The sequence below is a fragment of the Pseudomonas sp. GM18 genome, assembly GCF_000282195.1.
GTDB lineage: Bacteria > Pseudomonadota > Gammaproteobacteria > Pseudomonadales > Pseudomonadaceae > Aquipseudomonas.
In genome coordinates, this window is sequence record NZ_AKJT01000127.1 from 116452 (window position 1) to 129832 (window position 13381).

A 13381-nucleotide genomic window follows, 5' to 3' on the forward strand; every position below is an offset into this window, starting at 1 on the left:
GCTTAACGCCCCCTCAGCAATTTGAGCGTGCCGCGGCCAAACATGCGACTACCAGCCGCTGGCGGTGCGGGTCGATCGGACTGTCCGAAACGCGCTTCCAGCCAACGCTGGAAGAAGCCCCAAAGGGTGGTCAGCAGCAGGAAATAAATCGCCACCACCAGGTACAGTTCAAATACCCGGAATGTCGCCGACGTGACCATTTGCGTACTCAGCAGCAACTCCTGCACGCCAATCACGCTGACCAGCGTCGTGTTCTTGAGCATCACGTTGAATTCGTTGCCCAACGGCGGAACGATGACCCGGAACGCCTGAGGCAAAACGATACGCCGCATCAGTTTGGCGAAGGTCATGCCCAGCGAACGCCCAGCCTCGTACTGACCCTTGTCCACAGCGCCGATCCCGGCACGGATGATCTCGGCCATGTAGGCGCCTTCGTTCAGGCCCAAGGCGATGATCGCTGCCTGAATATTGCCCGGTACCACCAAACCAAACAGTTCCACGTCCTCGAAACGGAAGATGCCGCCGGCCGCCAAAGCGGTATAGAGAAAAACGATTTGCACCAACAGCGGCGTGCCGCGCATCAGCCACACATAGAACCGTACCGGCAGGTTGAGCAACGGGTTGCGCGACAGACGCATCAGCGCCGCTGCCAGCCCCAGCACGCAGCCCAACGCCATTGCCAGCACACTGATCAGGCAGGTCAGCCAGAGCCCAGTGAGGTACACCCCGCTGGGCTGCAAAAGGTATTGCCAGAACACATCCCAATTGAAGTTCATCGAGCGCTTGCCTCAGTCGAGTGTGTCGCTGGAAACATGCCATTTGCTCAACAACTGCACATAGCTGCCGTCGCTGCGCATGTCACTGATGATCTGCTGTACTGCGGTGGTGAGCTGGGAATCATCCTTGCGCGTCCCTAAACCCGTAAGAATCCGGCTGAAGGCTGGCACCCCTTCCTCGAATAAATCGGGCGCCATTGCGGCGTAGTAACCTGCTGTTTCTACGGTGGTGCCGTAGGCGTCCACCTGACTGATACGCAGCGCCTGAAAGGCGTCAGTGTCACTGTTGTAAACCACCAGTTTCATCGGTGTCTTGCCAGCCTTGGTGAGCTTTTCGTTCTCGGCGTCCAACAAGGTTTTGATCGTGGAGCCATTGAGCACTGCCACCTTGTGCCCAGACAGTCCATCCAGGGTTTTGATGCCCTTGGGATTGCCTTTGGGGACGACCACTGACTGGCTGGAATACATGTAGTTGACGATGTCGATCACCTCCCGCCGCTCGGGCTTGTCGAACAGCTGATCAACGATCATGTCGCACTGCTGGGCGAGCAATGCAGGCAGCAACCCAGAGAACGGAATGACCCGCCATTGCACCGGCTTGTCTCCCAGCCGTTTGGCGATTTCCAGCCCCAGATCGACAGTCAGGCCCCTGGGTTTTTGCGCCTCATCGAAAGACACCAAGGGGGGCGAGTCCATGCCCGAGCAATACGTGAGTTTTTCGGCCTTTTGCAGTCGCTCGGGCACTTGGGGCGTGGCGAACGCCCACTGTGCGCAGAGTCCCAGGGATACAGCAGCAAGCAACACACGGCGTTTATGCATGACCAGACACTCCAGTTGTTTAGTAACGGGGCAGTACTCAAAGTCAACACACGGTCGGGCTCGAGCCCGATTCTATTTTTCCGATTGCAGGAACTGAATCAGTGCCGGCACTGTGCCTTCGATGTGCTGACGCACCACCGACTCGGCCTGGTCGGCATCGCCTGAGCGAATGGCGTCAAGGATCACCGCGTGTTCCTGGCGGGCACTCAAGGGCTTTTCACCGTGTTGCAGCCACAGGCGCATGGGTGCCTCGATCAGCGAATACAGGGCCGAGATTTGCTTCATCAAACGCGGACGGCCGCTGAGGCTGCACAGGTATTCATGGAAAGCCCGATGACGGCTGACCCATTCGGCGCTTTCGTCGCGGTAGTCATCCATCTCGTCCAGCATGCGCTCCAGCGCCGCCAGCTGACGCTCGCCGATCTTGGCCACGGCGACACGGATGGCCAGGCCTTCAAGGGCACTGCGCATCTCGAAGACTTCGTGCAGTTCGTCGATGTTCAGGCCGCTGACTATGGCTCCGCGGTTGGGTCGCAAGGTCACCAGGCCTTGAGCATCGAGGCGTCGGAAGGCTTCGCGCACCGGCATGCGGCTCATGCCGATCTCAGTGGCGATGTCCTCGGCGATCAACCGGTCGCCTTTGCGGTAACGGCCGCCACAGATCGCTTCCAGCAGAAAGTTGTAAGCCTCCTCCTCGGCGGTCAGGGGCTGACGTTCAACGTAAGCGGGAGCGAATTGCATAAAGTCACCTTTTGCAGTTTTGTATCCAATTATCCATGGATTCAAAACAGCAGAAACCGTGCCAGGCTGCTTAGCACTGCTTCAAGCTCTTAATTGGAAAGGAGTTTCGACTCAAGAAGCGATGATCTTTAGATCAGCGTGGTACTCGCCGTGTGCTACGAAATGGCCCAGCGCGCCCCAAATGGGTGAAAAATGGTATCCAGGTAACAAATCATTCCGCCGTCATCAGGCATGTGATTCGTGAGAAATACTACTGACAGAAACTGACGGTCGTGCTTGTTACTCTTTGAGCTCATGTGAGGAAAGGCGATTCCTCACATATTTATCAACGTAATCAGAGAAGGACTCTCTAAATGACACGTGCCATTACCATCCTCACCGAGAACTTTTCAGATTGGGAAACCGCCCTGATCAACTCCACTGGTCGGGCCTATTACGGCTTTGATACACGCTTCGCTACGCCCGAAGGTACCCCTGTCACCTCCTCTGGCGGCATGATCGTCACCCCGCAGTTAGCGATCGAGGACATCCCGCTTGATGAACTCGACCTGCTAATAATATGTGGAGGTACTATTTGGCAGACCGATCAGGCCCCCGATATCACTGCCCTGGTTAGAGCTGCCTATGAAAAAAACACCATCGTCGCAGGCATTTGCGATGGTACCCGTGTGCTAGCGCAATCGGGTGTGCTCGATAACCTCCGTCACACTTCCAACTCGGCAGAGAACCTGTCGAAACTGAATTACGGTGGAGCGGCTTACTATCAGGATGTCCCCTATGCAGTAGCTGATAAGCGCGTAGTTACAGCTCCAGGTACTGCTCCGGTCAGTTTCATGGCTAAAATCTTGTGCACCTTGGGCATCAGTGACGAAAACCTCAAAGCTTACTTGGCCATGCACGCTGCCGAGCATGCATGTCCGTGACGCGTTCACCACTGGGCGCCTTTATACAAAGCATCCAAGCCGATAAAGTAGCCCCCTCCAAACAAGGAGGATGGAACAGTGCTCACCAAAATTGAGCTGCTGGACGAACTGCTTCAGCGCTATGCCGAAAACCTCGGCAATGACTTCACCGGATACCGGAATCATGTGTACCGAGTCATTAACTTTTGTTGCTCGCTCAGCGCGCTGGACGCTGTAAATCTGGAAAAGATAGTTTTGGCGGGGGTATTTCATGATCTTGGTATATGGACGGCCAAGACGTTTGATTATTTGCCCCCGTCGGAGCACTGCCAATGATGCGGCTCTGAATTTGGCTGTTCGAACCGGCCTTACTATCTTGATCTCGCCCTCAACAAGCCCAACAAATTACGCACAACCCAAAACGCCGCTCAAAGAGCGGCGTTTTTTGCGTATGGATGGAGCCGGAAACGAGACTCGCATCTGGCGTCCTACCCATTGAAACCCAAGGGCCCTTCACACTAAAAATGGAACGATGAAGGAGTAACCCACACCCGGCTAAACAGACCTCACGCATTCGCCAGCAATGACTTGGGCTTGAGCAGAAAATGCGCCAATGCCGGAACCAGTACCAATGCGCCTACCATGTTCCAGATGAACATGAACCCCAGCAGAATGCCCATGTCGGCCTGGAACTTGATGGGTGACAGCACCCAAGTCGTCACCGCAACGCCCAACGTAATGCCGGTCATGACAACCACTTTTCCCGTAGAAAGAAGCGCTAGGTAGTAGGCATCGGACAAGCTTGAGCCATTGCGCAGGTTCGTCAGTGTGACGCTGAGTATGTACAGCGCATAGTCAACCCCGATGCCGACGCCCAGTGCGATCACCGGCAAGGTTGCCACTTTGACACCGATGTTCAGGCCCACCATCAAGGCTTCGCACAAAATCGACGTCAGCATTAATGGCAGCACCGTACACACCACCGCTCGCCACGACCTGAAGGTGATGAAGCACAGGGCAATGACAGCCGCGTACACCATAAACAGCATCTGCACATTCGAACGCTTCACCACGATATTGGTGGCCGCTTCGATACCCGCATTGCCCGCGGCGTTGAGGAACTGGATCTGATCGGTGTTATGAGTCGCCGCAAACTGCTCGACGGTCTGGACCACACTGGTGAGCGTGTCAGCTTTGTGGTCCTTGAGGTAGACATACACCGTCAGCAGATCGCAGTTCTGGTTGAACAGCTCTCGCGGCGCGCGGGTGATGATCGCATTCAGCAGCCCCTGGTTACGGGGTATCTCATACCAGGTCATGCTGCCTTCGTTCATACCGGCCGCAGCTTGCTTGCTCAGCGCCGCCAGTGACGTCGTGGACACCACGCCCGGCAACTGCTGAAGCTGTGCTTCCAGCGCATCGACGGACACCAGTGTCTGGTAATTGGCGCAGTAGTATTGGGGGGTTTTCACCATCACCACAAACTTGTCGCTGCTGGCGGAAAAGTTGCTGACCATGAAGCGGTTGTCGCTGTTGTAGCGCGACTCGGAACGCAGTTCCGGTGCCCCGGGGTTCAAGTCACCGATCTTCACCTGCAGGCTGACGGCAAACCCTGCCACCCCGAGTAACAAGGCGACGATGATTGCACCGCTCGCCCATTTGCGTTCGGTGAAACGATCCAGAAAAGCCCAAAATGGATGCCGGGTGTGGTGAGCGTCCAGTTTCGAAAATTTGTCGTTAGCCGCTTCACGCTGCGCCGCCGCTTTGCTGACACCGGTGTACGACAGCAGAATCGGCAACAGAATCAGGTTGGTGAAAATCAACGCCAGTACGCCAATCGTCGCGGTCACCGCCAGGTCCTGAATCACCGGAATCTTGATGATCATCAACACGGCGAAACCCACGGCGTCGGCCACCAGTGCCATCAGCCCGGTCAAGAATAGCCGGCGAAAGGTGAAGCGTGCGGCCACAAGCTTGTCTGCGCCTCGCCCGATGTCCTGCATGATGCCGTTCATTTTCTGGGCGCCATGGCTCAAGCCGATGGCAAACACCAGGAACGGAACAAGGATCGAATACGGATCAAGATCAAAGCCCAAGGTAGGGAGCAATCCCAGTAACCAGACAACCGCGATGATCGAGCACAGCAACACCAGCAATGTGCTGCGCACGCAACGGGTGTACCAGAACAACACGATGCCGCAGATCACCAGCGTCGCGGCGAAGAACAGCTGCATCTGCCGCATACCGTCAATCAAATCGCCGACGACTTTGGCAAAGCCGGTGATATGGATTTTGATGTTATCGGTTTCGTACTTGGCCCGGATCTGTTCGAGCTGGTTCGAGAGCGCGTTGTAGTCCAGGGGTTTGCCGTTGTCCGAGGTGATGTCCTGAAGCGGCAATAGCACGATGCTCGACTTGAAATTGGCGGCCACGAGCCGCCCCACTTCTCCCGATCGCTCAACGTTCTGCCGCACCTGGTCCAGGCTTTTGGCAGAGCCGTCGTAATCGTCCGGTATCACCGGCCCGCCGTCGAACCCCTCCTCTGTGACGCCGATCCATCGGGTCGCCGGGGTCCACAGGGACTTCATGTAAGACCGGTCGACACCGGGGAGCAGAAACACCTCATCGTTGATTTTCTTGACCGTCTCAAGGTACGCGGCATCAAAAATGCTGCCGTGCCTGGCCTCGATCGCAATCCGCAAGGTGTTGCCGCCCTCGCCCAACTGACCACGATTTTTCAGGTAGTTCTGCACATACGGGTGATCGGTCGGGATCATTTTTTCGAAGGCGGCATTGAGCTTCAAACTCAACGCCTGATAGCCAAGCACCAGGCTCAGCAGCACGCAGATGCCCAAGACGATGCTGCGATGATTGAACAACAGCCGTTCAACCAGGGTGCCGGAGGAAGGATCGAATACGTCCTGTTTGGGGACGACGTGAGGCTCGGCAGAACGGGTAAAGCTGTTCATTGATCGTGCTCCGGCGATTCGACTGCCAACGCGGACGACAGCATGCCGCGCGCGCTACTGATGATCAGGTCACCGTTCGCGGCTTGCGCCATGCCTGTGAAATAACTGGTTTTGGGTATCTGAAGGACAGCGGCCTTGGTATCGCCACCCGCAAAGCGCAGCACTCTGCCCGACTCATCGGAGAGGAGTACCGAGCCATCGTCAAGCCGCAGACCACTGGTCAATGTGACGGGTTGCAGCGTGTCGAGTGGCTGCCAGGTAGCGCCGCGATCCCGGGACTCGAAGGCTTTGCCACGAAGCCCGTACGCCACAACCGACCCGCTGCCGGTCGCCTGAAGCCCGAAGGTCGTGCCCTCATAAGGCGACGCCAGCGCCTCGAAGGTTTGTCCCTCGTCACTCGAGCGCAACAGCGTGCCCTGTTCGCCGGCGACGAACAGATCCGTCCCTGTCCGCTCGATGCTGTAGAGATGCAATCCATTCGGGTTATCGAGACGGGAACGGATCGATTGCCAGTTGAGCCCACCATCATGGGTGACAAACGCGAGGCCATAAGCGCCCACCACCCAGCCATTTCTGGCGTCCAGAAACAGCACATCCAGAAGCGGCTTGTCGGGACCTTCATCGACCAGTTGCCGGGCCTGGGCCAGACGCTCCTGCGCCTGTTCATCGATGCCGCGACTGGCTTCCTGCAATTCGATGTCGGCCGCCTGGACGCCATCCAACTGCTTGCTCCAGCTCAGGCCGCCATCCTGGCTGTGCAAGACAACCCCGGCATGCCCGACCGCCCAACCTTGGAGCTCATCAATAAAGCGAACTTTGACCAGCGTCATGCTGACCGGGGAACTGACTTGCTTCCAGGTGGAGCCATTGTCGTCAGAGACAATGATGAATCCTCTTTCGCCGACAGCCACCAGTCGTTGCCCTGCCCGCGCAACGCTGAGCATGACCGATTGGGCTGCCATGGCGCTGGTGATCGCTGGCTGCACCGGCAATCCATCGGGTTGTGCCGCGGCTGCCGTGCCGGTGAGCGCCGCCATGATCGACACGCTCAGCATCAACGCCTTGAACGGCTGTACATGGAAAAACCTGGGAGTTTGAGTACGCATTGGCGAGCCTCGATGATGCGGTTCAGTGGTCGCGATGTCAGTGACACCGCGCCTCTGGAACACGAGTTTGATTAAGCTGTTGCGAGGCTCAGCGCACCGACCCGGACGCTACCGAGTTACCGGTAAAGAAGTTCTCGGGCTTGCGCGGGATAACGCTATAGGTTTCGCCGTTCAGGCTTTGCACCACGCTGTAGGTCTTGGCTTGCAGGTTGTAGATCACCACCGGCTTCACCACCACCGCCGGAATGGAAGGCACTACGAATGGCAGTACTTGGGAGACGCGCCACAGTTTGCCCTCGGCGTCGTAACCATCGACCAGCGAGACCGTCCAGCTGTCTTCATCGATGAAGAATTTGCGCTTGGGCACAGCGTGGCGTTTGCCCGAGGCGACCGTGGCCTCCAGCTCCCAGACGCGATGCAGCTCCCAGCGCACTTTGTCCGAATTGAGGTGGTTGGCCATAAAGGCGTCGTCGCGCTTTTCGGCGTTGAATTTGTTGTCGTTGTAAGGGATATACATCTCCTTTTTGCCGACCAGTTTCCAGTCATAGCGATCGGGATGACCGATAAAACCATGCACCTCGTCGAAGTAATTGGCGCCCGAGGCAACGAAGTCCGGGGTGTCATAACCGACGGTGGGTGCACGCCGCACGCGACGCTGGCCGACCAGGTATTGCCAGGCTTCCCGCGGTTCCTGGGCGTTGATGCTGTCGTGTGTCACCAGCGACTCGCCGGCCTTGAACGGAGGTTCGTTGGTCAAGAACCGCAGCAGCGCATACTGCCCCGACCACTTGTCCACGCCGCCATCCTTGAAGTAATACGGGTACTGCCAGTTCTCGACGCCACGGCTGGCGAGCGTCCGGGTTCCGTCGGCATTGCCGATGATGTTGGCATAGCCCATCTGAATGGATTCGGCCTCGACCCGCAGCAGGAAATTCCAGATCACCTCATTACCGGTTTTCGGAATCGGGAACGGGATACCGCCGTAGCAGCCCTCGACCGACAAGCCATTACTGGTGGTCTTGCAACGGGTAGCGTTGGCGAACGTGTTTTGATAAACGCTGTCCGGCGCCGCCGCAGTGCGATGGGTCGGGTACACATCGAGATGGAAGGTGTCGGGGTATTTGGCCAGCAAGGCTTTCGTGCCTTCGTTCAACTTGTCCGCGTATTGCGCAGCGTTCTTCGCGGTGATCTGCAGCACCGGTTTCTCACCCGGGAACGGATCGACCGGCATATCGCCCGATTTGGCCCCGGCCACCTCTTTGGTCAGCCCACCGGTCCAGGCGGGAATGGAGCCATCGGCATTGCCGGCCTTTTCGGCGCCCATGGGCGTCAACGTGGTCTTGAGCTTCGCCGCCTCGTCAGGGCTCACCGCCGCGAATGCGCTGTTGGCGCACAGGGAGATCGACAGGGTGGAAAGCAACAGCAGTTTAATTTTTGTCATTATCAGGGCCCGCCTGTTCTTTGCTTAAAAGGTTCGCTGGATCGAAAACGCCACGAAATCCCGGTCTTTCATGTTTTGCTGGTAGGTGAATGAATTAGCGGTGTTGATGACCGGCCCGGCCTCACCGAAGAAGTTGGTGTAGGACAGCGAGGCGTACCACTGCTTCTTGTAATCGGCCTTGAGCCCCAAGGTCAGGTCGCCGCCATGTTCCGGGCCGAATGCCTGAGGTGTGACGGAAGAGCGCCCGGAGGGGTTGTAACCCACGGAGATCGGCGCTTGAACGTCGATGCCGGGGAAGACCTGGAAGTACTGCGGTTCAAAGGTGAAGCGCAGGGCGAACGCATCGCGAGTGGTGTTGGGATCCAGCTGATCGGCATTTTTGGTCACGCTCAGCCGACGGTTGAACGCCAGCTCACCGACAAACGAAGCCCCATCCCAAAGCGGCGATCCGCCGTAGACATTGACCATCGATACCTGGGCATGCCACGACCGGCCAATGGGGTATGCCGGGTTCGAATCGTTGTCGGAATCCAGACCGGTGATGATCGTTCCGCCGACGCCAGCAAGCGGCGTATCGAGCCTGATCGAGGTTTCGCCGGCGATGTTGGCTTCGCCCACCTGGGTGCTGAAACTCGCCCCGAACACCTTGACGTCCTCGGGGTAAACGTTGATGAACGTGTCATCCGCACCGGGTACCAGCGCCGCCGGGCGGAAGTAAAACACCGGGGTCTTTTCGTGATATTTCGCGGCGTACAGGCCGAACTCCCAGTCCTCGACGGCGAACTTCAGTTGCGCGCCGAACTGCCCGGAATCCCTGGCATCCTTGTCCTTGCCGTGGCGTAGTTCGCCGGTCGGGAAGAACACCCGCTCCCCGCCTTCACCCACAAAATCGGCACCACTGAAGTAGCTGCCCGCTGCGGGAAGGCGGGTCTTGTTCCACTCGAACTGGTAGTAGGCACCGACGCTGACTGTGTCGCTCAGCTGCCAGTTACCCGAGACCTGCTTGGTCGGCATCAGAATCTCTTTGAACTGAGAACCTGGCACCGACTGCAGCTTCACCAGATCGACGGTGGACTGCGCATTGGCAATGCCGTTGGCGCCAAAGAAAAGACTTTCGCCGTAGATCTGCGTGAACTGCCCCAGACGCCCGGACAACGAGGTGTTGCCGATTTCCTTCGAGCCATAGACAAAGGCATCGAGGATTTCGGTGCGCTGTCCGTGGATGCGGCGCGTGTCGCTGGTGAACTCATCGTGATCGACGCTCACGGAGTTTGCGGTGCCGGGTGAGTCGTTATCGTTGTCGTGGCTGTAGACATTGTCGTACCAGGACGCCGCGCTGAGACGGGCACCCACATCTTTGTACTTGATGTCGAATTCGGACAGCAGATCCAAGCGATTGGAAATGAGCCCGCGATCGAAATTGCGGTCGCCATCGTCCAGGTTGGGATTGCTGTTGGCCGTGCCCGGCCCGGCCGCGACCTTATGATCGAGTTTATTCACGCGCCAGGCGTTGCTGTACTTGATCGTGTTGTCCCAGCTCGCCGAAAGATCGGGGTTGCCGGTGTCGATCTGAAAGGCTTGCGAGGGTGTTGAGAGGCTCAGCAGGACCGTTGCGCTTACCGCACAGGCGAGGCTGGAAACCGGCAACGGGCAGAGCCGCTGGTTGGCTGTCTTCATGGAGATGTTCCTGTTTTTTTGTTTTTGTAAAAAGGTCATCCACTCGCAACATCGGCTGCGAATACCACTGGGTGCTGCGTACCGCGCTGAGCTCCTTCGTTGTCCTTTTTTACGCTCGAATACATTGTGCGCAAAAAACATTTTACTGCATCACAAATAACTTTGTGCACAAAAAATATTCCTGCGCAAATTCAATGTCAAGAACATTCGGGAACCCGGACGCATGGGTGTGGCGCAATGAGAGGCAGGCGGGGGACTGATCATTTCTTCAGGGAGGACGGCCGCAAGGAAGCTCAGGGCCGGACTAGAGCGCTGCGCAGACTGTTTTGAAATTTTCTCCTTGCGACGAAGGAAAATTTATGCACAAGAAGGGCTATTCATCCTTTGCACTAAACGGTTTTTTGCGCATAAAATCCGTTTAGTGCAATATTTCAGGATGACCACCACCATGATCCCCTCCCCCAACAGTCCGCTGATCGATGTCGCGTTGACGAAGATGAAAAAAGCGATTGTTTGCTGTGAGCTGGCCCCCGGCGAAAAACTCAAAGTCGCCGAGCTGTCCAAAATCTACGGGCTCAGCAGCTCTCCCATTCGTGAAGCGCTCAACCGGCTGACTCAGGACGGCGTTGTCGAAGCCAGCGATAACAAGGGGTTCAGGGTTGCACCTATTTCCACGGCAGACTTCCGGGACATCACGCGGATGCGCTGCCTGCTGGAATGCGAAGCGCTGGGAGATGCCATCCAGTATGGCGACGACGCGTGGGAGGCGGATGTGCTGGGAGCGTTTCACCGCTTGAATCTGATCGAGAAGAAACTCGGAAGCGGCGAGCTTGTACTCGACGATGAGTGGTCCACCCGGCATAAGGCTTTCCACTTTGCGCTGTTCGCGGCCTGTCCCTCGCCGCTGATGTTGAAGATGATCGACTCCCTGTTTGACCGGGCCGAACGCTACCGGCGCTTTTCGGCCAAGCAGCGAATCACTCCAAGGCACAAGGGCAATGAGCACCAGGAATTAATGGAGGCTGCCCTGGCGCGTGACGCCGAGAAAGCTGTGACGCTGCTGCGCAATCACATTCAGGACACCCTGGGCCGAACCGTCGAAGCGATCGAACGCCAACAAGCCACGCTTCAATAGATCAATCGGTAGTCCAGAAAAAAGCCCTTCGCTTCGCCACTGCTTTCGTGGACAGTGCGAAGCGAAGGGACTATTCCTTTTACCGGCTTATGCCCCCTTACTGGTTTAGCGCCTGCGCAAACCTGAGCGTCGTATCGCACGCACCGCCGTGACCCTGTGCAGCCTGTTCCGGTTCCTTGCACCACAGCGCAAGCTCCATTCCCTCCAGCAACTCCATCGCCCAGGCTACCGTGACTGCACCGCCATACACATAGTGATCCGGCCGCACGATCACCACATTGCAGCCTCGCCGCTCAAGCCATTGCGCCAGCACGCCGTCGACCTCCTGATAATCATCGGCAGTGCGCGTGCCTGACGATTCAGCACTGACCAACCGCACAACATGGATGGGCAAACCTTTAAGCGATTGACTGCTGTGCAGACACCTCAACAAAGCGCTGGCGTCGAACCCGGGCGCAATGACCACGCGAAAGGATTGCCCGGTAAACTCATCCAGCAGCGCCTGCTTGCCGGCGTGGTTGATCACCATCGGTTGAGGAAACAGCTCACCGGCCGGCGCGACTTGTGCGACAAAGCCTTGAGACAAACCGGGAATCAGCGATTGCCTGATGATTCCGCCGGGGTTCTCCGTCATCTGCTGGATCAACCGCGCATCCCGAATCGCGGCTTTCTCGCTATCACGCTCGCAGATCACACGGCCAAACTCCTTGGCCGCCATCGTGGTTTGGCGGACATGGGGAATTCGCTCGGTCTGGTAGGTATTCAAAAACGCGGGGGCTGCCAGCCCTCCTTTCACCAGCGCAAGCTTCCAGACCAGGTTCAGCGCATCGCGGATCCCCTGGCACATGCCTTGGGCCAGGAACGGCGGCGTCATATGGGCCGCATCCCCGAGGAAGAACACTCGGTCGGACTTCCACTGCTCCAGAATCAGTGCGTGGAATCGATACGCCGAGGCTCGCCACAGCTGGTAGTCACCCTCCGGCAACCAACGAGCGATCAGCTTCTTGATCGCTTCAGGCTGCGAGATTTCCGAAGGCTGCTCATCGGGATTGATCATGAACTCCCAGCGACGATGCCGACCGGGACCGACGACAAAGGTGCAAGGCCGGGCCAGCTCGCAAAACTGCACGTTGGTCTTCGGCAGATGCTCGCCCGCCCCTTCGTTGAGGATCACGTCGACCACCAACCACGGTTCGTCGAACGCGAGGTCTTCCATCTTCAACCCCAGACGGGTACGGATCGGGCTGGTTCCGCCATCACACGCCAACACATAGTCAGCCGTGACCGTACGCTCAATCCCGTCCTTGGCCTGAATGCGCACGTGCGCCCGGGAACCGCTGGAGTCGACCGACAGCACTTCTGAACCGAGTTCAACGGTGACGGACTTCAAATCGGCAATTTTGCCGCGCAGTGCGCGCTCCACCGGTGGTTGCGAAAACACATAGTTCGGCGCCCAGCCCAGCTGAAACGGCGGTTGGGCCGCATCGATGCGCTTGATCAGCGCAGAACCGGTGGTTCGGTACTCCGAAGGACGATAAGGCATGACATGCTCGGCAATCTCATTGGCCAGGCCAATATTGCCGAAGACACGCATCACTTCATGATCAAAACCCATGGCCCGGGGGTTGGTGTACACCGTTTCGGACTTGTCCACGACGAGCGCATTCAGCCCCCACATGCCGGCCAGATTTGCGCACAGGGCACCCACCGGGCCCATTCCAACAATGATGACATCGTAGTCCATCGTCTACTCCGCTTTTTGTTTTTATCCAGTGCGACTTACGGTTGATGAACGGGCTGGTGCACGCCCATCAA

The 13381-nt window shown here is 57.6% G+C and carries 11 protein-coding genes; 3 read left to right on the forward strand and 8 right to left on the reverse strand.

Features of this window, described 5'->3' with window-relative positions:
* Positions 1-2: 2 nt before the first annotated feature.
* The 3 genes from PMI21_RS01250 to PMI21_RS01240 all read right to left on the reverse strand — a co-directional run bounded on the left by PMI21_RS01250 (position 3) and on the right by PMI21_RS01240 (position 2336).
* Positions 3-776 carry an amino acid ABC transporter permease gene (locus tag PMI21_RS01250; RefSeq protein ID WP_007941905.1) on the reverse strand — a complete coding sequence of 258 codons (774 nt, stop codon included), beginning with the start codon at positions 774-776 and terminating at the stop codon, positions 3-5.
* Between the two features lie 12 nt (positions 777-788).
* Positions 789-1595 carry an ABC transporter substrate-binding protein gene (locus PMI21_RS01245; protein ID WP_007941906.1) on the reverse strand — a complete coding sequence of 269 codons (807 nt, stop codon included), beginning with the start codon at positions 1593-1595 and terminating at the stop codon, positions 789-791.
* A 72-nt stretch (positions 1596-1667) separates the two neighbouring features.
* Positions 1668-2336, reverse strand: coding sequence for a GntR family transcriptional regulator (locus PMI21_RS01240; RefSeq protein WP_007941907.1), 669 nt, complete (start codon positions 2334-2336; stop codon positions 1668-1670).
* Between the two features lie 353 nt (positions 2337-2689).
* Here PMI21_RS01240 and PMI21_RS01235 point away from each other — a divergent pair, with 353 nt between their 5' ends.
* Positions 2690-3259, forward strand: a complete 570-nt coding sequence (locus PMI21_RS01235) for a type 1 glutamine amidotransferase family protein (protein WP_007941908.1) — start codon at positions 2690-2692, stop codon at positions 3257-3259.
* A gap of 78 nt (positions 3260-3337) precedes the next feature.
* On the forward strand, positions 3338-3574 hold the full coding sequence (locus PMI21_RS01230) for a hypothetical protein (protein ID WP_007941910.1): 237 nt from the start codon (positions 3338-3340) through the stop codon (positions 3572-3574).
* A 230-nt stretch (positions 3575-3804) separates the two neighbouring features.
* Here the strand turns inward: PMI21_RS01230 and PMI21_RS01225 are convergent, their stop codons facing one another.
* The 4 genes from PMI21_RS01225 to PMI21_RS01210 form a co-directional block, all read right to left on the reverse strand.
* Entirely contained in the window at positions 3805-6207 is a 2403-nt protein-coding gene (locus PMI21_RS01225; RefSeq protein WP_007941911.1) for an efflux RND transporter permease subunit, read from the reverse strand.
* Positions 6204-7313 carry a WD40/YVTN/BNR-like repeat-containing protein gene (locus PMI21_RS01220; protein ID WP_007941912.1) on the reverse strand — a complete coding sequence of 370 codons (1110 nt, stop codon included), beginning with the start codon at positions 7311-7313 and terminating at the stop codon, positions 6204-6206. The genes PMI21_RS01225 and PMI21_RS01220 overlap by 4 nt, the downstream gene beginning before the upstream one ends.
* Before the next feature lie 88 nt (positions 7314-7401).
* On the reverse strand, positions 7402-8754 hold the full coding sequence (locus tag PMI21_RS01215) for a DUF1329 domain-containing protein (RefSeq protein ID WP_007941914.1): 1353 nt from the start codon (positions 8752-8754) through the stop codon (positions 7402-7404).
* A gap of 24 nt (positions 8755-8778) precedes the next feature.
* Positions 8779-10431, reverse strand: coding sequence for a DUF1302 domain-containing protein (locus PMI21_RS01210; protein WP_007941915.1), 1653 nt, complete (start codon positions 10429-10431; stop codon positions 8779-8781).
* 436 nt (positions 10432-10867) lie between these two features.
* Between PMI21_RS01210 and PMI21_RS01205 the strand changes: the two genes are divergently transcribed.
* Positions 10868-11566, forward strand: a complete 699-nt coding sequence (locus PMI21_RS01205) for a GntR family transcriptional regulator (protein WP_238541249.1) — start codon at positions 10868-10870, stop codon at positions 11564-11566.
* 97 nt (positions 11567-11663) lie between these two features.
* Here the strand turns inward: PMI21_RS01205 and PMI21_RS01200 are convergent, their stop codons facing one another.
* Complete coding sequence (locus tag PMI21_RS01200) at positions 11664-13310, reverse strand: bifunctional 3-(3-hydroxy-phenyl)propionate/3-hydroxycinnamic acid hydroxylase (protein WP_007941917.1); 1647 nt, start codon at positions 13308-13310, stop codon at positions 11664-11666.
* Positions 13311-13381: the final 71 nt, after the last annotated feature.